The sequence below is a fragment of the Dyella mobilis genome (assembly GCF_016904945.1).
Taxonomy (GTDB): domain Bacteria; phylum Pseudomonadota; class Gammaproteobacteria; order Xanthomonadales; family Rhodanobacteraceae; genus Dyella_B; species Dyella_B mobilis.
In genome coordinates this window covers 95,284-117,692 of record NZ_JADIKF010000039.1, presented here as the reverse complement: position 1 = coordinate 117,692, position 22,409 = coordinate 95,284, and the positions used below count along the sequence as shown (strand labels likewise).

Below are 22,409 nucleotides of genomic sequence, written 5' to 3'. Positions count from 1 at the left end.
TGCGGAAGTCATGGTCGGCCGGACCGACGGCTCTGGACGCAGGCCACGCGCGGATCGCAGGCGGGCTCTTACGACCATTTAACGGACAGCATGCTCCACTGCCGACTGTTTCCGCTTCACCCCCCGCAAGTTTATGCGCAGCTACCGGCACAGCCTCAAAGCACTACGCGATGTCGCACTGGCGCACACGCTAGAAAAAAATCCCGACCTTGCTTCGCTTTCGCGCGAACTCGGCAGCATCGTGCATCGCGATGCGCAGGTGTTCGCCGATGGCCTGGCTTCGTTGCGTCGGCGCAGTCGCGGTTTCGAGCGATGGCTGCTGGGGCGTCGTGGTCGTCCGGGTGTCAGTGTACTGGTCATGGCATGGCCGCCGGGATACAGCACGCCCTCGCACGATCATGCCGGCCTGTGGGGTATCGAATTGAGCTTGTACGGCGCACTCGAAGTGGAATCGTGGTCGCGTGCATCCACCGCCGAAGCGTGGCAATTGCGGGGGCGCGACTGGATCGGCCCCGGCGACGCGACCTGGTTCGATGCGGATGTGCCGTACATGCATCGCTGCCGCAACCTTTCGAAACAGGAAACGGCGCTGACCCTGCACGTCTACGGTGGCGATCTGGACGACTACGCCACCTATGAGCAAGCACGGTCTGGGTCGCTCTGGCATAGCCAGCCGCAGCGCGCCCGGATCGCCGGTCCGTTGCGCGTCTGACATCTGCTTCACCCTTCAATTAAGGAATGACATGTTTCGACGGGTCGCCATTGTTGGTGGCGGCGCCGCAGGGGCTACGCTGCTCAGCGAGTTGTTGGAGCGCCCCCTGCCGCAGCCGTTGCATTTGGACTGGTACACCGGCGGCGGCCCGCTCGGCCGCGGCGTGGCGTACGGCACTCGCTCGGAACGTCATCTGCTGAACGTGCGCGCAGCTTCGATGGGCATGTTTGCCAGCCGCCCCGGCGGCTTCCTGGAATATGCACAAAAACGCGATGCGCGCGTCGCAGGCACCGATTTCCTGCCCCGTTGCTGGTATGGCGACTACCTGGAAGGCGAAACCGCCAGTGCGCTTGCCCGCGCCAAAAGCAACGGGCACGACGTGCGCGTGGTCCCCTACGACGTCGACGCCATCGTGCCCGAAAACGATGGTGTCACCTTGCTGCAAGGCGAATCCACCACGCGCGTGGATGCCGCCGTGCTCGCGTTGGGCGCGCTGACACCGCGCCCCTTGCCCGGCATCGAGGACGACGCGCTCGCCAGCGGTCGCTATGTAACCCTGCCGTGGCAATTGCTCGCCGATGCCAAGCCCGACGACCAGACGCACAACGTGCTGGTGATCGGGCTGGGCCTCACCGCCGTCGACGTGATCGTGGAGCTTGCCGCAAAGTGGCCCAACGCGCAGTTCACCGCCATCTCGCGCCACGGCGTATTGCCGGAAGTGCATCAAACCAGCGCATCGCTACCCTATGAGGACAGCGACGAATTGATCGAAACGATGCGCGACGCACCGGACATCCGCACCTGGGTGCATTTGTTGCGCGAGGCGGTCGAACATACCGACGACTGGCGCCGCGTGGTCGACAGCCTGCGGCCGCACACCGCATCGCTGTGGGGGCTGTTGCCGCAGCAGGACCGCTCCCGCTTTCTGCGCCATGCACGGTGGGCGTGGGAACGCTCGCGTCATCGCCTTCCCCCGCAAGTGGCCAGGCTCGTTGCCGGCCTGGAGAAGGATGGACGACTCAAACGCATCCGCGGCCACGTACACGGCGTGGCATTGACCGGCCATGGCCTGAGCATGACCTTTCTTCCCAAGGGAGAGTCCGCCGAACGGACGCTCGATGCCGACCTGGTCGTGCAAAGCGTCGGCCTGGAAACGGACGTGCGCCGCACCCAGCATCCCCTGCTGCAACAGATGATGACCAACAGCCACGTTCGCTCCGACCCGTTCGGCTTAGGGATCGATGCCAACGCCAAGGGACACGTGCTGCATGACGGCAAAGCGTGGCCACGGCTGTTCGCCATCGGCAGCCTGTTGCGTGGTGCGTTGTGGGAGTCCACCGCCATGCCGGAAATCCGCCAGCAGGCGCGACAACTCGCCGAGCAATTGCTGGCCGGCTGAGCGGCACCTGCCACCGGGGCATAAAGAGAACCAGGACGAGGAAGAAAGCGTTGCGGGGGGACCTCATCCCGCACGCGGTTCGATTAACCTGTCTCCACGTCCGCTCCGGATACTCAAGCCCCAAATCGCCATCGCCTACGCTCCATGAGCCTCACTCAGACTCTCACCTTGCTCGTCATGCTGCTGCACCTGGCGGGCATGCTGGCCGCGATGCACGCCGTGATGCACGCGCGCACGGCACAAGGCGCGTTTGCGTGGGCGTTCGGATTGGCGCTGCTGCCCTATCTCACGCTCGTCCCTTACCTTTACCTCGGGCGCAGCCATTTCCAGGGCTACATCACCCTGCATCGCGTGCATCAGCGGCGGCTTTCACAGGCGGCGCTGCGCGGGGAGCGCACCGAAGTACCGGAACCGTGTGCGCCTTATGCCGCCCTCACGCGGATGCTCGGCAACAACTTTCACGGCGGCCAGCGGGTACAGCTGCTGGTGAATGGCGATGCGACGTTCGAAGCGATCATCAAGGCCATTGCACAGGCCGAGCAATGCATCCTGATGCAATTCTTCATCATCCACGACGACGCGCTCGGCCGTCGCGTGCAGCACGCACTGCTGGAACGCGCCGCCGCCGGCGTGAAGGTGTTCGTGCTGTTCGACGGCATCGGCAGCCACGCCTTGCCTGAGCAATATGTGGAAACGCTGCGGCGAGGTGGCGTCGCCATTCATCCCTTCGCCACCCAGCGCTTCAGCAATCGCTTCCAGCTCAATTTCCGCAATCACCGCAAGATCGTCGTCGTGGACGGGTGGGTAGGTTTCCTGGGCGGCCTCAACGTGGGCGACGAATACCTGGGCCTTTCGCCACCCTTGGCGCCCTGGCGCGATACCCATCTGCAAGTGAGCGGCCCGGCCGTGCTGGACCTGCAACGCAGCTTTGCCGTGGACTGGCACTGGGTCACCGGCGAACTGCCGCCGATCCTGCCGGTGCGGCCCGCGCAGGGCGACACCTACACCTTGATTGCCGCCACCGGCCCGGCCGACCCGCAGGAAAGTTGTTCGCTGTACTTCACCACGGTGATCAACGCCGCGCGCAAAAGGCTGTGGTTGACCACGCCGTATTTCGTGCCGGACCAGGCCGTGATGTCGGCATTGCGCCTGGCCGTGCTGCGCGGCGTCGACGTGCGCGTGCTGATTCCTTCGCGGCCGGATCATCGCACCGTATTCCTGGCCTCCACCCTGCATGCCTACGATGCCATTCGCGCCGGCATCCGCATTTTTCGCTACCAGCCCGGCTTCATCCACGAAAAGGTCATTCTGATCGACGACGACGGCGCCAGCGTCGGCAGCATGAACCTGGACAATCGTTCGTTCCGCCTGAATTTCGAAGTCGGCGCCCTGAACGTGGACCGCGCCTTCGCCGAACGAGTGGAAAGCATGCTGCTGGAGGATTTTTCGCGCGCGGTGGAAGTAAAACGCGACGAGTACCGCAAAGCGCCTTATTGGCGCCGCCTGGCCATGCATCTGGCGCGACTGTGCGACCCGATCCTGTGAGCATCGCCGCGTGCAGACGGCGACGCGTCGAAATCAGTCGCCGCCGCGCAACAAGCGCCGCCAATCGCCACCCTTCACGATCCAGCCCACCCCGGCGCCTACCATTGCACCGATCAGCTCGCAGAATACCCGCACGCCGATGTTGTCCGGGTCGTGCACCGCGGCCAACTTGGCCTTGAGCAATTGCACGGATTCAATCTGGCTGTAGTTGAAATAAAACAGGTCCCAGGTATCGCCGCTGGCGGTCAGCAACAAGGCCAACAGAAATGCGATAGCGAGTTTTTTCAGCGGACTCCAACCGTCGCGACGGCCAATCACGTGCACGATCAGGTACAGCACCAGCGCAGCGGCCGCGCTGATCGCGCCGGCTTCCACGCCACCCACCATGCCATAGCCCATCCACGATTGGTCGTAGTGCATTGCCGCCGCTTCCAAGGATTTATCGCTTGCATTATGCCGTCGTTTGGCAGTGGAATCTTGCGGTACTTTCGCGAGCCTTCCCATGCAAACCCATGCCGCCTTGATCCTCGTCGACGTGCAACCGGACTTCATGCCGGGAGGCTCGCTGGCTTGCCACGAAGGTGACGCCATCGTGCCGGGCGCGGACCGCCTGCTGCGCCGCCGCCTGTTCCGGCATTGCGTGGCCACACAGGACTGGCATCCGCGCGGGCACGCTTCCTTTGCCAGCAGCCACGTCGGCACGCAACCGTTCCAGCAGATCCCGCTGCACGGCCACCCGCAGACACTGTGGCCGGACCATTGCGTACAGGATACGGCGGGGGCCGCGCTGCATCCGGCGATCGATTGGTCTTCGCTGGACCTGATCCTGCGCAAAGGCAGCGACACGCAGGTGGATTCGTATAGCGGCTTCCGCGAGAACCACGGCCCCGACGGCAGCCGCCCCAGCACCGGGCTGGCGGGATGGCTGCGCGAGCGCGGTGTCGATGAAGTCTACGTGGCCGGATTGGCACGCGACGTCTGCGTGCTGTGGACCGTGCAGGATGCGCAAGCCCTGGGTTTTCGTGCACACCTGCTGTGGGACCTTACCCGGCCGGTGACGCCCGATAGCGATGAAGCCACGCGCGCAACGCTGCGAGCTGCAGGTATCGGCATCGTCGAATCGGCTGACTCGCTGGCCTAGGGCCTAAGCCTCGTCTTCGCCGGCCACGCCTACGTGGGCGTGCCCATCCTCGTCGATCCGCACCTCGACGCTGATCGGGCAGCAGCATACCTGGCAGTCCTCGATGTATTGCTGGTCGCCTGCCGAGGCGTCGATCACGATCTCGATGCGCTCGCCGCAATACGGACACAGGACGTGGCGCGTGGCGAGCATCGGGTCCATCAGGCTGCAGTCCGCCGTGCCAGTTGCTCGACGGCAGCAGGGATGCCGGCCGGTTCGTCAACGGTGAGCATGCGCGGCGCATCGGCCTCGCCCAGGCCGTTTTCCATCTCGTGCTCCCAGGTCACATGGTAGGGAACGTGCACCCCCCAACCGCCCAGCCGGATCACCGGTTCGATATCCGAGCGCAACGAATTGCCCACCATGGCAAATTGCGCCGGTTCCAGTGCGAATTCGGCCAGCACGCGGCGATAGGTTGCGGTGTCTTTTTCCGACACGATCTCAATCCGCCGGAACAGATCGGCCATGCCCGACTGCGCCACTTTCTTTTCCTGGTGGAACAGGTCGCCCTTGGTGATCAGCACTACCTCGTGGCTGCGCGCCACGTCGGCCACCGCTTCGCGCACGCCGGGCAGCAGTTCCACCGGATGTTGCAGCACGGACTTGCCCACCTCCACCAGTTGGTGAATGTCGGCGGCGGAGATGCGGCCCTCGGTCACCGCGATGGCGGTCTCCACCATCGACAGGGTCATGCCCTTGGCGCCATAGCCGAACAGCTTCAGGTTGCGCCGCTCGGTCGCCAGCATGGCGGCCTGCACCTGCTCGTCACCGACATCGACGTAGCGCCCGATGACGGCGGTAAATTGAGCGCTCGCCTCGCGGTAATAGCCCTCGCTGTGCCAGAGCGTGTCGTCGCCGTCGAAACCGATGAGCTTGAGCATGAAACGTCACGGCTTTTTTCAATGGGTGGATTAGCTTACCCCTCCCGCCGGCACGATGCAGCGTAGGCCCCCCGCCGCGGCGCTACAATTTGTCCGCAACGCATCTTTCAGGAGGAAATCCCACGTGGCTGGACATCCGTTCTTCTGGCTGCGGCCACGGCCGCGCGTCGTGCAGATCGGCGGTCGTCCGTTCGTGTCGGAAGGACTGCCCGAGCGCGCGTGGGACGACTTCTACCACCGCGCATTGACCGTCAGCTGGCCGGTTTTCTTCGGCCTTGCCACCAGCGTGTTCCTGATCTTCAACGCGATCTTCGCGATGATTTACCAGGTCGACCCGCACGGCATCGCTAACCAATACCCGAAGGGCCTGGCCGGTGCGTTCTTCTTCAGCGTGGAAACCCTGGCCACGGTGGGCTATGGCGACATGCACCCGCAGTCGATCTACACGCACGTCGTCGCCACGGCGGAGATCATCCTGGGCATGGGCAACATTGCCGTGGTTACCGGCCTGATCTTTGCGCGCTTTTCGCGCCCGCGGGCCAAGATCCTGTTCGGCAGGAACCCGGTGGTGCGCATGATCGATGGCAAGCAAACGCTGATGATGCGCGCGGCCAACATGCGCCTGAATCTGATCGCGCAGGCCTCGGCCCAATTGCACCTGCTACGCCGCCACGTCACGCCCGAGGGTTTCCAGCTGCGCCGCATCGAGGACATGAAACTGGTGCGGGATCACCACCCGGTCTTCATGCTGAGCTGGAACGTGATGCACGTGATCGACGAGCAAAGCCCGCTGTACGGCATCACGCAGGAAGAACTGGAAGCTACCGAGACGACCCTGCTGCTGACCATCGAGGGTACCGACGAGACCACCTCGCAATCGATGCTGGCCCGCCATCAATGGGGCATCAAGGAAGTCCGCTGGAACCACCGCTATGTCGATCTGGTGCGCCGCGACGAGAACGGCCTGAACGTGATCGACTACACCATCTTCGACGAAGTCATGCCCTTGGAAGACGAGCAGCAGGACGGCGTTTGACGACCCGCCGCACCCACTGCTTCAACAGACAGCGCCGAAGGGCGAGGGATGCAACCGGCTATGCGCCGACCCGCACCCGCTCCGCATCGATATCGTGCACCGGCCGCACCTCGATGCACCCGGTCGCCGCCCACGGGAAGCTCTGCGCAATACGCACCGCCTCGTGGATATCGGCGGCCTCGATCAGGTTGAAGCCGCCGAGGTACTCGCGCGTTTCGGCAAACGGCCCGTCGATGATGGTGGTGCGGTTGTTGCGCACGCGGATGGTCTTGGTTTTCGCCGGGGGCTGCAGTTGCATGGAGTCCAGCAGATGGCCGTCGGCGCGCAGTTCGTCCGCGTGCTTGAAACAGCCGTTCATCATCTCGTCGTACTGGCCGGGCGGCAGCGCATCCATCAATGCGTCGTCGTTGTAGATCATGACCAGGAATTTCATGAGGGTCTCGCTCAATCGTGGGGACAATGTCGACAACGGCCAAAGACTAGGCCAGGATTCGCCCCGGAATCCATAGCCCAGACGGGGGATCGGGTAAGCTTGCGGCCTGGGATGGGCCGGAAACGATGCGCCCCCGACAGACCGGAGGGGCCGGTCTGTCATAAAGTTCACTCCCTGGGTTTGCGATGCTGCAAGCCTGATTTCTTGAGTAATGCGAATGGGAATGTTTAGCAATGGCTGGCTGATCTTCGGTCTGGTCGGCCAGACCGTTTTTACCGCCCGCTTCCTGCTGCAATGGTTTTACAGCGAGCAAAAGGGGCAAAGCGTGATCCCGATGGCCTTCTGGTACGCCAGCGTAACCGGAGGGTTCTTCCTGTTCTGCTATGCCTGTCATAAGGAAGATCCGGTATTCATTACAGGACAAACCGGAGGCCTGCTGATCTACCTGCGCAACCTCCAGATGCGTTTGCGTGAAAAAAAGGAGCTGGCCAATGGCTCAACGCCCACCGTTTCCTGACGCCTGCGCCGGGTGCCTGGTCGCGCTCGGGTCTTTCACGTTTCCGCTCCGCCGCAAGAGGGCCGTATGTCGGTAGATACCCTTTGGATAGGCGCAGGCCTTGCCGGGCAAGCCTTGTTCGGCGCGCGTTTCCTGGTGCAGTGGCTGTACAGCGAATCGAGAGGTAAAAGCCTGATTCCTGACGCTTTTTGGTACCTGAGCGTAGCCGGCGGAGTGATTCTGCTGAGTTATGCCATTCACCGGCGCGAACCGGTTTTCATCATCGGCGAGACCATCACCCTGATGATCTTCCTGCGCAACCTGCAAATGCTGCGCAAACGCCCCGACCCGGGCTGAGCGCCTTTCGCACTCACGCCCCTGATCTTTCGCTTTCTGGATTCGCCCATGCCGAACGACCACCTCCGCGAGCCTTCGCGGTCCCAGCCCGTACCTGGGGCCTTTCGGCCGTTGTTCTGGTTGATCTGCCTGAGCCTGCTGCTGGGATTCGCGTTCCAGGGTTCGCGCGGCCTGTGGGGGCCGGATGAGGGGCGCTACGTGGACGCGTCGCTGCAGATGCTCGACACCGGCAATTACCTCGTGCCCGGCTACAGCCCCGACGAAGTGAACTTCTCCAAGCCTCCGACCACCTACTGGATCATCGCTGGCGCCATGAAACTGGGTGGGCGCAATGCCTGGGCGGCGCGCACACCCTATGCGCTGGCGTTCCTGCTGACCATCCTGGCGCTATACGCCATGGGCCGGCGCCTGGTCCCCGAAAAGCCTTGGCTGCCCGGCCTGGTCTACGCCTGCTCCGCGTTCCCCTTCTTCACCAGCAATATCATTAGCACCGATGTCTTTCTGACGCTGAGCGAAGCCGTCGCGATGCTCGGCTTCGTGCTCGCCGCCTTCGGCGAGGGCCCTCGCCCCGCCAAGCGCTACGTACTGCTGATGTGGCTGGGCTGGGGATTGGCCTTTCTCACCAAAGGGCCACCCGGGTTGCTGCCGCTGCTGGCGATCATTCCCTACATCGTCTCGCGCGACGGCTGGCGCGGACTGGGCCGCTATTTCAACCCCGGCGGACTGATCCTGTTCCTGGCGATCGGCGCGTCCTGGTATGTGGTGGTGATGCTGCGCAACCCGTGGTTGCCGCATTACTTCCTGCATCAGGAGGTCTACAACCGGTTGTTTACCGGTGCCCAGCACCGGCATGCCGGCGCCCTGGGCTGGGCCTTGATCTATGTGCCGACGCTTGCCCTCGGCATCCTGCCCTGGTGGCCCAGCGCGGCCCGCGGATTGCGCTCAGCCGTGTCAGTGCAGGCATGGAAAGCCTGGCGCAGCAGCCATTCAACCGAATATTTCCTCGCGCTGTGGTTCATCGTGCCTTTCGTGGTGTTCTGCCTGGCCCAGTCGCGATTGCCGCTTTATCTGCTGCCCCTGTTCATGCCGCTGTCGCTGATGGTGGCGTTGTCATTGCGCCACGCCGTCGACCTTCACCGCACCAAGCAGCGGATCTGGTTGCTGATCTGGGTGATTGCACTACTCTCGGCCAAAGCCTACGGCGCCTATTTCATGCATTCAGAGAACGACAACCGGCTGATGGCGAAACAGCTCAGCGAACAGGTTTCGCCGGAAAGCTACGCAACCATGATCTTCATCGAGAACACCGACGAGGATTACTACATCGAAGAAGAAACGCCGTGGGGCGTACGCATGTATCTGGACAAACCGGTCTACGGCATTCCTCTCAATGCACCGCAAGCAGGCGAATCGCTGTGCCACGCCTTGCATAGCTGGCCATCGGCGCTGGTCGTGATCGATTCGTATATCTCGCCCGACCGCGTCGATCCATTGCTGAAGGCCTGCCAGGTGCACGACGTCACTCGCGTGGGAAGCTGGCGCAAGCGCGTACTGGAACGGGTAGAGCCCTGATATGTGCGGTATCTGCGGCATATTGAGCCTTGACGGAAACCAGCCGGTTCCAGAAGCGGGGCAAAAAGTCCGTAACGTGTTGCGCGCCATGTCGCATCGCGGACCGCACGGCGACGCTTTCGCCAAGCGCGAACGACTGGTGATGGCCTGCAATCGCCTGGCCATCCGCGGCGTGGATCAGCATCAGCCGCCGCTGATCGAACACGAAGCCGGAATCGTGGTGGCCTGCAACGGTGAAATCGACAATCACCGGCAATTGCGCCAGTCGTTGGCAGAAGCCGGCCATCACATCACGCTCAGCACCGACGTCGCGGTGATCGCGCCGCTGTATCTCGAATATGGCCTGGAGTTTCTAAAGCACTTGCAAGGCGTGTTCGCGCTGGCCTTGTGGGACAGCCGCACGCAGCGGCTGATTCTGGCGCGCGATCGTGCCGGCGAACGCCACCTGTATTACGCCACCTCGGACGATGCGATCTATTTCGCCTCGGAATTGGCCGCATTGATGGCGGCCAAGACCGCTGCACAGTTGAATAAAGACGGCATGGCCCGCTATCTGCGCTCCGGCTATTGCCCGTCTCCGGACAGCCTGGTGAAGAACCACCACAAGGTCAGCCCGGGCGAAATAATCGTGATCGAACCGTCGGGCACGCGTCACGTGCGCTACTGGGACTTTCCGGCCAAGCCGCCGGCGGCGAAAGAACCGGAACCTTCCGCCTTCGATCCGGTGTTTCGCGAAGCCGTGTTCCGGCAAAGCGACATCGACGTGGACTACGGCGTACTGCTCAGTGGCGGCATCGATTCCGCACTGATGACGGCGGTGGCGCGCGATCTGCGCCCCGAGAAAAAAATCTCCGCCTACTGCATTCGCTTCGGCGAAGCATCGTTCGACGAAGGACAGGATGCCGCCGCCATCGCCGCACAGCTCGGCTGCGATTTCGTGCCGGTGCAAGTGGAGGCAGGCGACGTTCCCGGCGCGCTGCGACAATTGATTCAAGCTACCGGCGAACCGCTGGCCGATCCGGCCTGGATCCCGCTGTCGATGGTGACGCGCCGCGCCGCGCAAGACGTGCGCGTGCTGCTGGCGGGCGAAGGCGCTGACGAACTGTTCGGCGGCTATCCCACCTATCTGGGCGCGCGCTGGTCCAGCTTGTACACGCATTTGCCCAAGCCGATCCGCACGCTCTCACAGCGATTGATCGAAAGCCTGCCTGCCAGCGACAAGAAAGTCACGCTGTCCTTTCTGCTCAAGCGATTCATTCGCGGACAGGAACTCGACGGGCTGGCGCGCCACTTGTTGTGGACCGCAAGCATCGGTCCGGAGTGGCTGCGCCGACTCGGTGTCACCCCGCCCAAAGACCCGACCGCGCACGATCCCAGCCGCCTGATCGATGTACTGCAACGCTACGACTTCGATCACTCGCTGCCCGATGCCTTGATGGCCAAGGCCGATCGCGGCGGCATGTTGCATGGTGTGGAGATCCGCGCACCGTTCCTCGATCAAACCGTCATCGAGTTCGCCGCCAACTTGCCGCTCGATGCGCGCGTGCACGGCCTGACCACCAAAGCCTTCCTGAAACGCTATGCCCGCCGATATCTGCCCGAGTCGGTCGTGACGCGCCGCAAGCGCGGTTTATCCGTGCCATTGGCGGCATGGCTGCGCGAACCGCTGCACGGGTGGGCGCAGGCGCGCCTGTCCAGTTCCGTACTGGCCGATGCCGGCATTCACACCGATGCAGCGCTGGAGCTGCTTGCCGAACATCAGGCGCGGCTGAACGACCATGCCCGCGCCATCTGGACACTGATCGTACTCAGCGAGTGGCTGATGTGGTTCTCGCGCTTTCAAAGTGAATCGGTGAGCGAGGACGTCAAGGTATACAGTGAAGGGCTCTGACACCGCCCGGAAAGCGCCATGCGTACATCCACTGCCTGCTTCTGGCTTGCGGCCGTCGCCGCACTCGGATGGAATCCGATAGCCCAGGCCGCGCAGGCACCCGCCTTCGATACCCACCCTGCGCAAGCGTTGCTGTTGCGCCTGCTGCCACATCAAGCACAGCAATTCACGCTGAGCACCCTGCCCCCTGCTCGTGACCACGAACGCTTCCGCATCTCCACTGCGGACGACCGCATCAAGGTCGAAGGCAGCACGCCCAGCGCGCTGCTGTTCGGCGTGAACTGGTATCTGAAATACGTCGCGCACGTACAAATCTCGCCGAACGGCGATCGTATCGGCTCTGCCCCCTTTCCGTTGCCTAAGACCCCGATCGAACGGGAAACGCCCTACACATACCGTTATGCGCTGAATGAAAACGTCGATGGCTACACCACGGCCTATTGGGATGGGCCGCGTTGGCAGCGCGAGATCGACGTGCTGGCGCTGTCCGGCATCAATGCCGTATTGATCGAACGCGGCATGGACAGTGTGCTTTATCGAACCTTTCGCGACGTCGGCTATTCGGATGATGAAGTTCGCGCCTGGATCACCCAGCCCGCGCATCAGAACTGGCAATTGATGGGCAATATGTGCTGCTTCAACGGGCCGATCAGCCTGGCATTGATGCGCAAACGCGCCGAGTCTACACAGAAGATCGTGGCACGCCTGCGCGAGCTCGGCATCACACCGGTCTTCCCCGGCTTCTACGGCATCGTGCCAGCCGACTTCCAGAAGAAATTTCCGCACGCCCACGTGATACCGCAAGGCGAGTGGGTGGGCTTTACGCGACCTGGCTGGCTCGATCCACGCGACCCGATGTTTGCCAAACTCGCGACTGCGTTCTACCGGCATCAGCACGAGCTGTATGGCGACAGCAGCATCTACGACATGGAGGTGTTCCAGGAAGGCGGCAAATCCGGCGACGTACCCGTGCCCGCCGCTGCAAGCGCCGTGCAGAACGCCATGCTGGCCGCACACCCCGACGCGCACTGGATGATGCTGGCCTGGCACGGCAATCCGCGCCAGGATCTGCTCAGCGGCATCGACCGCCAACACGTGCTGATTGTCGATATCGGCCGCGAACGCGTGTCGCACGATGACCGCGAGAAAGATTTCCAGGGCGCGCCCTATCTGTTCGGCGGCCTGTGGGAATTCGGCGGGTGCACCACGCTGGGCGCGAACACGCGCAACATCGTCGACGAGTTGCCGCTTCAGCACCATACCAACCAAAATCTGGCAGGCACCGCGGTGTTTACCGAAGGCATGGGTACCAATCCCTTTGCTTTGGACCTGTTCACCGAAATGGCCTGGCGCAGCGATCCGGTCGACCTCGCGCAATGGACCGGCGACTATGTATTGCGTCGCTACGGTGCGGCCGATCCGCACGCACTAGCTGCGTGGAAAGTGTTGTTGAACACGGCTTACGACATCCACATGGACAACGTCGATTTCGACAGCGAGCGCGACGCGGCGCAGGAATCGCTGTTCGATGCGCAGCCCAGCCTCGATGCACGCAGCGCCTCGTCCTGGTCGCCCAAGGGCATGCGCTACGATCCTGAAATCTTCAAGCAGGCGTTGCCGGAACTGCTGCAAGTTGCGCCGGCCTTGCGCGACAGCGACACCTATCAATACGACCTGGTGGACGTCGCGCGCCAGACCTTGGCGAACGAAAGCCGCGCACTGTTGCCTCGGATCAAGACTGCTTATGAAGGCAAGGATCGCACCGGATTCGAAGCCCTCACCCGGCGTTGGCTACAACTGATGGATTTGCAGGATCAATTGCTGGCCAGCAATCGTTTCTTCCTGGTCGGGAGCTGGCTGGCACGCGTCGACTCCTGGGCCTCGACACCGGAGGAAGGCACACGACTGGCATACGATGCCCGATCCCTGCTCACCACCTGGGGCGATCGCAAGGCCAGCGAGGATGGCGGCCTGCACGACTATGGCAACAAGGATTGGGCCGGCCTGACCCGCGACTATTACCGCCTGCGCTGGGAAACCTACTTCCGTTCATTGGACGATGCGCTGCGCACCGGCACGGCGCCCAAACAGATCGACTGGTTTGCCATGGGCGATGCATGGAATCACGGAACGCAGCACTACACCGACCAGCCTGCTGGCGATGCCTACGCCATCGCCAGCCTGGTCGCGGAAGTGCTGCACTTGCCGGTTCATTGAGCGACGCCAGCGTGGCAGGGCCCGATCTTCTGCGAAGGATCAGGGCGCAGCGGCAAGCCCGATCGGACAGGACACGCCCGTGCCACCCAGCCCGCAATAGCCGTCCGGATGCTTGGACAGGTACTGCTGGTGATCGTCCTCGGCAAAGTAGAAGGGGCCTGCCATGACGATCTCGGTGGTGACGTTGCCATAGCCGGCCTGCGTCAATACCGGCTGGAAACGCCTGGCCGAAGCCTGCGCCGCGTCGAGCTGGGCCACCGTGGACGTATAGATGGCTGAACGGTATTGCGTGCCGGCATCGTTGCCCTGGCGCATGCCCTGGGTGGGATCGTGGCTTTCCCAGAATGTCTTGAGCAGAGTGTCGAACGATATCCTGGCCGGGTCGAAAACCACCCGCACGACTTCAGCATGCCCGGTCATGCCCGAGCACACCTCGCGGTAGCTGGGGTTGGGGGTATAGCCGCCCGCATATCCCGCCGCCGTGGTGAGCACACCAGGCAGGTTCCAGAACTTGCGCTCCGCACCCCAGAAGCAACCCATGCCGAACGCGACGCTCTCGCTGCCCGGAAAAGCCTCGGGCTGCAAGGCGCCGCCAAGTACGTGATGGTTTTCTTCGGGGACGAGCGCCTGCTCGCGCCCGGGCAAAGCCTCTTCGGGACGAGGCATGCGTTGTTTCCAAGCACCGATGCCAAGCATGACCACATCCTCCTTTCTTCGGACCGGCGGGTATCAATAATGCAGCAAGGTATGTAGCGGAATGTTTTCCGGCCAGAGTTTTCTTCCCTGCAAGGCCAGCAACTCGATCACTACCGACGCCCCCACCAGTTCGGCGCCAAGCTGCCCGAGCAGGTTGCGCGCCGCCCCCAGAGTGCCGCCCGTAGCCAGTACATCGTCGACCAGCAACACACGCTCGCCCTGGCGCAGGGTATCGACCCTTGCTTCAAGCCGGTCGGTGCCGTACTCGAGCTGGTAGTCCGCGTGCATCACCGGCGGCGGCAGCTTGCCCGGCTTGCGCAAGGGAATGAAACCCGCGCCCAGTTTCTGCGCCATTGCAGCGGCGAAGATAAAGCCGCGCGATTCGACGCCGCAGACAGCCTGGACTCCGCTGCCCTGCCAGGGTTCGACCATGGCGTCGATGCAGCTTGCAAAGGCGGCCGCATCGGCCAGCATGGGCGTGATGTCACGAAAGATCACGCCCGGCTTCGGAAAATCCGGCACCGCGCGGATCAGGTTCTCAAACGATGTCATGCACTGGACTCCAGTCATACGTGTGCAAGCGGCCAGGCTGGCCGTCGCGCGGCAGGTAGGATACCTGCCGGCACCTATCGGCCCGGCCCGAGTGCCGCCAAACAGTGGGTACCCGGGCCGAGAAAAACAACGGGGTTGGATGATTTAGCCCGGGATGGGCAGCATGTCGTCGAGGTCGTCGCCCTGCTCTTGCAGGACATCCCGTGCCTCGGCCAGCGCGCGATCGATCTCGCGCACCACCGGTTCCGCAGTCTCCAGGCTCGACTCGGGCACCAGCACCGCCACATAGTCCAGTGCCGGCAACTGCCCTACGCCGCCGGTGAGGTATTCCCCGGAAATGAAAGCGGGTACTTCGGCGTTTTCCAGCGCATCCTTCACCAGATGGGCGTCGATCAGATTGCGGGCTCGATAGATGATGCGCATGCATGCACGCTACTGCTGCCAGCGCCATCGGGCAAGCCGCCTCACCAAAAACCGCGGATGCCAGCCACTCCCTGCGCGCCGTTTTCAAGCGCCAGCTGGATCTGCGCCAGGCCCACGCCACCCAGCGCATAGACCGGCAGCGAGGCCGCTTCGGCGAGTGCCTGGAACGACGCCCAGCCCAGCGGCATCGCGCCCGGATGGCTGGCCGTGGCGAGCACTGGCGAGAGCGTGGCGAAATCCGCGCCGATACGCTGCGCAAGCGCCAGTTCGGAAGCGTCGTGGCAACTCGCGCCAACCCATTGCGTCCAGGGCAGAGGACGTTGGTCGAGCCCGGCCAATTGGGATGCCTTCAGGTGCACGCCAACGCCGGCACCCAGACGGCGCGCGCCCTCGATGTCCCGGTTGAGCAACAGGTACGCACCCAGACGCTGCGCCTGCGGCTGCAGGCTCGCTGCCAGCTCACGCACCTGTTCGGTCGACCACGAGGGAAAGCGCAATTGGATCAAGCCGGCACCCGCCTCGAGCGCCTCGCCTATCCGTGCCTGCCAGAGTCCCGCCTGGTCGGGCATCGCGTCCGCAGGAGTCACGGCATAGACCCGCGGTAGGCGCAGTGCCTGCAAGATGGGCCGATCGGCAGGCGCAAGCATGGCCAGATCCACTTCGGAAGGCCGCAGCCACTGCAATGCCTGTCCTTCCAGCGATACGGGCAAACCCTGCCAGCGAGTGAATTGCCAGGCGTCGAGCAGCAAACCCCGCTCGCCATAACGCCACGGCACGCGGATCAACGGCGCGCCATCGGCGGGATCGACCTGGATGCCCAGTTCCTCGCGAAGCTCGCGTGCCAGGGCTTGCGATGGGTGTTCGCCCGGTTCCAGCTTGCCGCCGGGGAACTCCCATGACCCTGCAAGGTGCTTGCCTTCGGGTCGCTGCGCCAGCAGAACCTCTCCCTGCGCATTGCGCAGCACGCCAGCCATGACGTGCATGGGTGCCTGGAGGGGATCGCTCATCGAGCGATCAGTGGCTGCGGATGTACTCGACCATGTCGAAGTCGTAGCTGTGCTCGCTGTCCTTCTTGTGGTGCGTGCGCTTGACTTCGGTCCACTCGGCAAAATGGATGCCCGGGAAGAACGTATCGGCACCTTCCACCGCAGCCCCGACCCAGGTGAGATAAAGGCGCTGAGCCATCGGCAGCGCGTCGTGGAACACCTTGCCGCCGCCGATCACCATCAGGCCGGTGCCGTTGGAACGGGCCTGAGCTTCTTCGATGGAACGCACGGTGACCTGGCCCGGGAACGGCGCCTCGTGGCGGTGGGACAGCACCAGGTTTTCGCGCTCCGGCAGGGTCCGGCCGATGGAGATGGCGGTGTTGTAGCCCATCAGCACGTACTTGCCGACGGTAAGCTGCTTGAACCAGCGCAGATCGTCGGGGAGATGCCAGGGGAGCTGGCCCTTGCGGCCGATTGCGAAATTCTCGTCGAGGGCGGCAATCAACGAAATGGCCATGGAAGCTCCGGCAATGTGACAGTGATCGAACGGTACCTGCAGCCGGATATCCGATCCGACCACGCTGACCGCCCATTATAGCGTCTTGCATCGCGACCGGCGTACACGCCCACTCCAGAGAGCTGGGCTAGCCTCCGAGGGGCGCGCCCTTACACCGCTACCGGTGCCTTGATGGCCGGATGCGGGTGGTAATCCTCGATGGCCACGTCTTCAAAGCGGAAGTCGAAGACCGAAGATACGTGCGGGTTGAGCCGCAACCGCGGCAACGGCCGCGGCTCGCGAGAGAGCTGCAAGCGCGCCTGCTCCAGGTGATTGCTGTACAGGTGCGCGTCGCCCAGCGTATGCACGAAATCACCCACGCCCAGGCCGCACACCTGCGCGATCACGTGCGTGAGCAACGCATAGCTGGCAATGTTGAAGGGTACGCCGAGAAAAATATCGCCGGAGCGCTGATACAACTGGCAGCTCAGCTTGCCGTCGGCCACGTAGAACTGGAACAGCGCGTGACATGGCATCAGCGCCATCTTCGGCAATTCGCCCACATTCCACGCATTGACGATCAGGCGGCGCGAATCGGGATTGCGGCGGATCTCTTCCACGACCCAGCGGATCTGGTCCACCGCGCGGCCGTCGGCAGTGGGCCACGCGCGCCACTGCTTACCGTAGACCGGACCGAGATCGCCGTGTTCGTCGGCCCATTCGTCCCAGATGCTGACGCCATTGTCCTTCAGGTAAGCGATATTCGTATCGCCCTGCAGAAACCAGATCAACTCGTGCACGATCGATTTCAGATGCAGCTTCTTGGTCGTGACCAGCGGAAAGCCCTGGTTGAGGTCAAAGCGCATTTGCCAACCAAACACGCTGCGCGTGCCGGTGCCGGTGCGATCGGTTTTTTCCGTGCCGTGTTCCAGCACGTGGCGAAGCAAGTCGAGATAGGCGTGCATGGTCGAAGTTTACGCTGCCTGGGTTTGGTCCGCTGTCGCCAACGGCAAGGTGGGCGCACGGCGCGACAACGCGATCAACACCAGCCCGACGACGATCAGCGGCAACGACTGCAACTGCCCCATCGTCACCCAGCCCCAGGCCAGGTAACCGAGCTGCGCGTCCGGCACGCGTACAAATTCCACCGCGAAGCGGAAGCAGCCGTACATCAGCGCGAACAAGCCCGAAACCAGATAGCGCGGACGCGGCTTGAGCGAAACCAGCCACAACACGGCGAACATCACCACACCCTCGAGCAGCATTTCGTAAAGCTGCGAGGGATGGCGCGGCAAGCCGTTGTACTGCTGCATCAGCTGCGCCAGCTTCGGATCGGTGGCCGCCAGTGCCACGTCTTCGTCGTGCGCGTTGGGAAAAATCATCGCCCAGGACACCAGGCCCGGCTTGCCCCACAGCTCGCCATTGATGAAATTGCCAAACCGCCCCAGGCCCAGGCCGATCGGTACCAGCGGCGCCACGAAATCGACCGTATCGAAAAAATGCAGCTTGTGCCGCCGGGACCACCAAAGACCGGCCACCAGCACCCCGAGCAAGCCGCCGTGGAAGCTCATGCCACCGTCCCACACGCGGAACAGGGCCAGTGGCTCGGTCCAGATCCAGCGGATGCCGTCCGCGTAATAGAACAGCATGTACCAGATGCGGCCGCCCACGATCACGCCCATCATGGCGTAGAAACACAGATCGCCGAAGGCATCCCGGTTGACCGGCAGGCGGCCGTGCTTGCGGCGGTATTCGCCCAGCGTCCACGCCCCCAGAAAGCCGAGCAGGTACATCAGCCCGTACCAATGGATCTGGATCGGCCCCAGGTGCAGGGCGACCGGGTTGAAATGCACGACAAAAGGTTGCGACATGGCGTAGCCGTCGGAATCAAAGCTGCCAGTCTAACGGTCTTGCGGCAGGACGTCAGGCAGGCGCCCGGCCGGGGGAAAGCCCGTCGGGAACGGGCCTTTTGTCAGGTATCAGCCGCCGGTAAGCGCGGGAAAGGTATTGGCCAGTGCCATCGTATTGACCGACGGGGAGCGCGCCATGGCGATTTTCAACTCGCGATACACGCTCAGCACGGCCTGGCCATAGCCACGCGCCAGCGCCACGTCGTGGCTGTGGTAATAGCCGATGCGCAGCACGGGATCGCGGCTTTCCTGCATGGCTTTGCGCAGCAGGCTGGTCCCCACTTCGATGTTGCGCACCGGATTGAGCAACGCGATCGGATCGGGCTCGATATCGCGATGCATCGGGTAATACACCTGCATGATGCCGACGTCCTGCACCGGCAGGGCCAGCCGGTGCGCCATCTCGATCGCGCGCTCGGCATCCTCGCGCGACCCCTTGTGCATGCGCCCGGCCACTCGCACCAACCACGGGCTGGGGGCGATGGAGCCATCGGCCTGCGCGCTCTTGCTCTCAACCAGCGCCACGGCATAGATCAGCAGCGGGTCAATGCGGTAGCGTGCGCCCGCCGCCGCCCAGAGGCTTTTGGGCGAGGTGATGTCCAGATTGAAATCGCCGTGAATCGCCTGCGCCGGCAGGGCTGCCGCCAGCCGCTTCAGGTCGGTGGCGGAAAGGGCCGGCGTAGCGCCGCGGACGGCGGCCATCTCACGAGAAAGCTTCGCAAACAAATGCGGCGTCTGCAGCGCCATCGGCGGCAGTACGGCCGTCAGCGCGGGCCGCTCGATGCTCAGGGACGTGACCACCGGCGGCAATACCTGCGAATGCCAGTAGTGGCCGACGATCGCCACCACCGCCGTGCTCGCGGCCATCGCCAGGGTGTTCGCCGTGGGCTGGCGATACGCCTTGACGTGACGGCGGGCGGCAAGCAGCACCGTCGACATGTCGCTGGCCGCCTTGGGCACCGATGCCCCGTAGGCAACGCTGTACATTCTTGACGGGCGGGCCGCGTAAGGACTGCGGGTAAGCCGGTCCATGCCGATGCGCACGTGGCGCCGGGAGGCCCAGCCTTGCGGGTCCACGAACAGGATCTTCTGTCCGCGGGGCGCCGGGATGGCCCCGGTCCGCTGCCCCTTGAACGTCGCCGGCGCGCAAAGCACGACCCTGTAGGTCACCTTCTGCGGCTGGGCTTGACCCAAGGCGCCGGAAGAGCCGCCACCGCGAGGCAGCCGCGACGCCCCGGCGTCGGAACCCCGTCGCGCCCTGAGCGGCGGCTTTTCGTCATTCAGATCAAAAGGTGCTTGCAGTAGCAACACGAGCGTCATCCTTTCGGCGTCCCACAGCCGGTTGGCTAGACAAGCACAAATCGGGCCGAATGGCCAAACTTTTTGTGAGCCTTTCCCCATTCACTCCCAAAGAGACAGCCTGACCGGCCTGCCCCAACGCCAAGCAAGCGCAGCCAGACCAGCGCGATCAGTAAACCTCGGAAGAAAATCAGTAGTGCGCGCAACCGAGCTGAGCCGGCTTCCACGCTCGGCTAGCGCCTTCGCCGAAACGAATTAAAGCGCCTGCTGCAATAAAAATTTAAGCCGCGTCATTACGAAGCGGCTTAGTCGAGCCAAAGCCAGTTCGATAGGGGGAGGGGAACCGGCGCGAACGGAGTACCGAAAGCTCGACGGCACATTTATGCCACTTTGAAAAAAAGCGAACAATGAAAATGTATGCCTAAAAAATTAAACTTTCTTCATGATGCCGACGCCCAAAATCGAGGTGTCTCTTGGTTACCTGTGCCAAAAGCACAGGCCTCGAGCCAAAACCGCCAAATCTGCCGAATGAAAGCGTTCTCAAGCGTTGCACTCGTAATTGTGCATTTCACCACCCACGCAGATGGCCACTTAGACATTTGAGGCTTGTCGCAACACATTTTCAAATCGCGCGATCCTTCGCCGATGAAAATACGCTAAAAGAAAAGGGCCTACCGCAAGGTAGGCCCTTTTCTGAATTTGGCGCCCGAAGTTGGACTCGAACCAACGACCCCCTGATTAACAGTCAAGTGCTCTAACCGGCTGAGCTATTCGGGCGGGGAGCTGCATAGTTTGAGGAATCGGCCCCGTCGCTGTCAAGCCGGGGCCGAATTTCCGATGAATCGATCAACTCGTCAGCACGCGATAGCACGGCACATAGGCCGAGCCGCCAGGTAGCTTCATGCGGTGCTGCTCCACGAAGGCCTGCAACAGGCGATCCAGAGCGAGCATGATCTCGCTCTCGCCGTCGATCTCGAAGGGGCCGTACTTCTCGATGGCGCGCACGCCCTCTTCCTTCACGTTGCCGGCCACGATGCCGGAGAAGGCGCGGCGCAGGTCCGCGGCCAGCTCGTGCTTGGGGCGGTCGCGGTGGATCGCCAGGGAGCGCATGGCTTCGTGGGTGGGGGCGAAGGGTTGCTGGAATGCCGGCGGGATGTTCAGCGACCAATTGAAGAAAAACGCGTCCTTGTTGTCCAGCCGGTGATTGCGCACCTTGTCGATGCCGCGCACCATCGCGTGCGCCACCGCGATCGGATCGTCGACGATGATCTTGTAGTACTGAGCAACCTGGTCGCCCAGTGCAAGGCGCAGAAATTTATCGATCTGCTCGAAATACGCTGCCGACTGCTTCGGCCCGGTGAAAATCAGCGGGAACGGAATGCCGGCATTGTCCGGGTGCAGCAGGATGCCGAGCATGTAGAGAATTTCTTCGGCCGTGCCAACGCCGCCCGGAAACACGATGATGCCGTGACCCATGCGTACGAATGCTTCCAGACGCTTCTCGATATCCGGCATGATCACGAGTTGGTTCACGATCGGATTGGGTGATTCGGCCGCAATGATGCCCGGCTCGGTAATGCCGATGTAGCGATTCTTGCGGCGGCGCTGCTTGGCATGGGCAATGGTTGCACCCTTCATCGGTCCTTTCATTGCGCCCGGGCCGCAACCCGTGCAGATATCCAGGCTGCGCAAGCCGAGCTGGTAACCGACCAGCTTGGTGTATTCGTATTCGTCGCGCGAGATCGAATGACCGCCCCAGCAAACCGCGAGGTTGGGATCGATCTGCGGCTTCAGGATGCGCGCATTGCGCAGGATTTCGAACACCGCATGGGTGATGCCGACCGAGTCGTCCAGATCGAAATTGCCCTGCTCCAGCTGCGTCGATACGTAGACGATGTCGCGCACCACCGCCACCAGCAGCTCGTTGATACCGCGGATGATGTGTCCGTCCACGAAGGCTTTGGCCGGCGCATGCGAAAGCTCGATCTTGATGCCGCGATCCTGCTGCAGCACCTGGATGTCGAAGTTCGGATATTGCTCGAACATGCCGCGCGGGTCGTCGCTTACGTCGCCGGAGGTGAGCACCGCCAATGCGCAGCGACGCAGCAAACCGTGCAGGCCCGAACCGCTGGCATCGCGCAGGCGCGCCACTTCGTTGCGGGACAGGATATCGAGACCTCCAGCGGGGGAGATGCGGGCACTGACGGTACCGGTCTGGACATCATTCATGAAATCTTTCTCCTGGCCACGCACGTGGCTTCGATTATTGTCGTGTTGTCCGGATAGCTTCACGCGCCGCACCTGACAGGGTCAAGCGGCACATAAAAA

23 protein-coding genes and 1 tRNA gene are annotated in these 22,409 nt (G+C 63.0%); 10 read left to right on the top strand and 14 right to left on the bottom strand.

All coding sequences use genetic code 11. From position 1 onward, the window contains the following. The first annotated feature begins 133 nt into the window (after positions 1 to 133). The 3 genes from ISS99_RS11305 to cls all read left to right on the top strand — a co-directional run bounded on the left by ISS99_RS11305 (position 134) and on the right by cls (position 3,656). Positions 134 to 712, top strand: coding sequence for a cysteine dioxygenase (locus ISS99_RS11305; protein WP_204631733.1), 579 nt, complete (start codon positions 134 to 136; stop codon positions 710 to 712). Between the two features lie 31 nt (positions 713 to 743). Then, the gene (locus tag ISS99_RS11300) at positions 744 to 2,111 is read left to right on the top strand and encodes an FAD/NAD(P)-binding protein (RefSeq protein ID WP_204631732.1); all 1,368 of its coding nucleotides are present in this window, start codon (positions 744 to 746) and stop codon (positions 2,109 to 2,111) included. A 144-nt stretch (positions 2,112 to 2,255) separates the two neighbouring features. Next, positions 2,256 to 3,656 carry a cardiolipin synthase gene (gene cls, locus ISS99_RS11295; RefSeq protein WP_204631731.1) on the top strand — a complete coding sequence of 467 codons (1,401 nt, stop codon included), beginning with the start codon at positions 2,256 to 2,258 and terminating at the stop codon, positions 3,654 to 3,656. A 33-nt stretch (positions 3,657 to 3,689) separates the two neighbouring features. Here cls and ISS99_RS11290 read toward each other — a convergent pair whose 3' ends face one another. Beyond that, positions 3,690 to 4,076: a hypothetical protein gene (locus ISS99_RS11290; RefSeq protein ID WP_204631730.1), complete on the bottom strand. Its 387-nt coding sequence runs from the start codon at positions 4,074 to 4,076 to the stop codon at positions 3,690 to 3,692. A gap of 82 nt (positions 4,077 to 4,158) precedes the next feature. Here ISS99_RS11290 and pncA point away from each other — a divergent pair, with 82 nt between their 5' ends. Further along, entirely contained in the window at positions 4,159 to 4,797 is a 639-nt protein-coding gene (gene pncA / locus ISS99_RS11285; RefSeq protein ID WP_204631729.1) for a bifunctional nicotinamidase/pyrazinamidase, read from the top strand. A 3-nt stretch (positions 4,798 to 4,800) separates the two neighbouring features. On the opposite strand, the gene ISS99_RS11280 is transcribed toward pncA, so the two are convergent. Together ISS99_RS11280 and ISS99_RS11275 are read right to left on the bottom strand one after the other, a co-directional pair. Continuing rightward, positions 4,801 to 4,989 (bottom strand): CPXCG motif-containing cysteine-rich protein, encoded by a 189-nt coding sequence (locus tag ISS99_RS11280; protein WP_204632643.1) that lies wholly within the window; start codon positions 4,987 to 4,989, stop codon positions 4,801 to 4,803. Between the two features lie 8 nt (positions 4,990 to 4,997). Next, positions 4,998 to 5,717 (bottom strand): HAD family hydrolase, encoded by a 720-nt coding sequence (locus ISS99_RS11275; protein ID WP_204631728.1) that lies wholly within the window; start codon positions 5,715 to 5,717, stop codon positions 4,998 to 5,000. Positions 5,718 to 5,841: 124 nt separating this feature from the next. On the opposite strand from ISS99_RS11275, the gene ISS99_RS11270 reads away from it, so the two are divergent. Continuing rightward, a complete protein-coding gene (locus tag ISS99_RS11270; RefSeq protein ID WP_284343712.1) occupies positions 5,842 to 6,753 on the top strand; it encodes an ion channel in 912 nt (303 codons plus the stop codon). Positions 6,754 to 6,811: 58 nt separating this feature from the next. On the opposite strand, the gene ISS99_RS11265 is transcribed toward ISS99_RS11270, so the two are convergent. After that, positions 6,812 to 7,186 (bottom strand): YciI family protein, encoded by a 375-nt coding sequence (locus tag ISS99_RS11265; protein ID WP_204631726.1) that lies wholly within the window; start codon positions 7,184 to 7,186, stop codon positions 6,812 to 6,814. A gap of 211 nt (positions 7,187 to 7,397) precedes the next feature. Between ISS99_RS11265 and ISS99_RS11260 the strand changes: the two genes are divergently transcribed. The 5 genes from ISS99_RS11260 (at position 7,398) to ISS99_RS11240 (ending at position 13,719) form a co-directional block, all read left to right on the top strand. Continuing rightward, a complete protein-coding gene (locus ISS99_RS11260) occupies positions 7,398 to 7,703 on the top strand; it encodes a lipid-A-disaccharide synthase N-terminal domain-containing protein (RefSeq protein ID WP_204631725.1) in 306 nt (101 codons plus the stop codon). A gap of 66 nt (positions 7,704 to 7,769) precedes the next feature. Further along, entirely contained in the window at positions 7,770 to 8,039 is a 270-nt protein-coding gene (locus ISS99_RS11255; protein ID WP_204631724.1) for a lipid-A-disaccharide synthase N-terminal domain-containing protein, read from the top strand. 48 nt (positions 8,040 to 8,087) lie between these two features. Further along, positions 8,088 to 9,611, top strand: coding sequence for an ArnT family glycosyltransferase (locus ISS99_RS11250; protein WP_204631723.1), 1,524 nt, complete (start codon positions 8,088 to 8,090; stop codon positions 9,609 to 9,611). A 1-nt stretch (position 9,612) separates the two neighbouring features. Further along, a complete protein-coding gene (asnB, locus tag ISS99_RS11245) occupies positions 9,613 to 11,502 on the top strand; it encodes an asparagine synthase (glutamine-hydrolyzing) (protein WP_204631722.1) in 1,890 nt (629 codons plus the stop codon). Between the two features lie 18 nt (positions 11,503 to 11,520). Further along, positions 11,521 to 13,719, top strand: a complete 2,199-nt coding sequence (locus ISS99_RS11240) for an alpha-N-acetylglucosaminidase (RefSeq protein ID WP_204631721.1) — start codon at positions 11,521 to 11,523, stop codon at positions 13,717 to 13,719. Positions 13,720 to 13,758: 39 nt separating this feature from the next. Here the strand turns inward: ISS99_RS11240 and msrA are convergent, their stop codons facing one another. From msrA to ppnN, 10 genes are all read right to left on the bottom strand, one after another. Next, positions 13,759 to 14,415, bottom strand: a complete 657-nt coding sequence (gene msrA / locus ISS99_RS11235) for a peptide-methionine (S)-S-oxide reductase MsrA (protein WP_204631720.1) — start codon at positions 14,413 to 14,415, stop codon at positions 13,759 to 13,761. A 33-nt stretch (positions 14,416 to 14,448) separates the two neighbouring features. Beyond that, a complete protein-coding gene (locus tag ISS99_RS11230) occupies positions 14,449 to 14,967 on the bottom strand; it encodes an adenine phosphoribosyltransferase (protein ID WP_204631719.1) in 519 nt (172 codons plus the stop codon). Between the two features lie 144 nt (positions 14,968 to 15,111). Then, positions 15,112 to 15,390, bottom strand: coding sequence for a putative signal transducing protein (locus ISS99_RS11225; RefSeq protein WP_204631718.1), 279 nt, complete (start codon positions 15,388 to 15,390; stop codon positions 15,112 to 15,114). 41 nt (positions 15,391 to 15,431) lie between these two features. Then, positions 15,432 to 16,397: a Nudix family hydrolase gene (locus tag ISS99_RS11220; RefSeq protein WP_239537909.1), complete on the bottom strand. Its 966-nt coding sequence runs from the start codon at positions 16,395 to 16,397 to the stop codon at positions 15,432 to 15,434. 7 nt (positions 16,398 to 16,404) lie between these two features. Next, positions 16,405 to 16,893, bottom strand: coding sequence for a dihydrofolate reductase (locus ISS99_RS11215; protein ID WP_204631717.1), 489 nt, complete (start codon positions 16,891 to 16,893; stop codon positions 16,405 to 16,407). 149 nt (positions 16,894 to 17,042) lie between these two features. Then, entirely contained in the window at positions 17,043 to 17,837 is a 795-nt protein-coding gene (locus ISS99_RS11210) for a thymidylate synthase (RefSeq protein ID WP_204631716.1), read from the bottom strand. 9 nt (positions 17,838 to 17,846) lie between these two features. After that, complete coding sequence (lgt, locus tag ISS99_RS11205) at positions 17,847 to 18,743, bottom strand: prolipoprotein diacylglyceryl transferase (protein WP_204631715.1); 897 nt, start codon at positions 18,741 to 18,743, stop codon at positions 17,847 to 17,849. 108 nt (positions 18,744 to 18,851) lie between these two features. Beyond that, positions 18,852 to 20,093, bottom strand: a complete 1,242-nt coding sequence (locus ISS99_RS11200) for a transglycosylase SLT domain-containing protein (protein ID WP_204631714.1) — start codon at positions 20,091 to 20,093, stop codon at positions 18,852 to 18,854. Between the two features lie 688 nt (positions 20,094 to 20,781). Further along, positions 20,782 to 20,858 (bottom strand) — tRNA-Asn (locus ISS99_RS11195). A gap of 69 nt (positions 20,859 to 20,927) precedes the next feature. Continuing rightward, positions 20,928 to 22,310 carry a nucleotide 5'-monophosphate nucleosidase PpnN gene (gene ppnN, locus ISS99_RS11190; RefSeq protein WP_204631713.1) on the bottom strand — a complete coding sequence of 461 codons (1,383 nt, stop codon included), beginning with the start codon at positions 22,308 to 22,310 and terminating at the stop codon, positions 20,928 to 20,930. Positions 22,311 to 22,409: the final 99 nt, after the last annotated feature.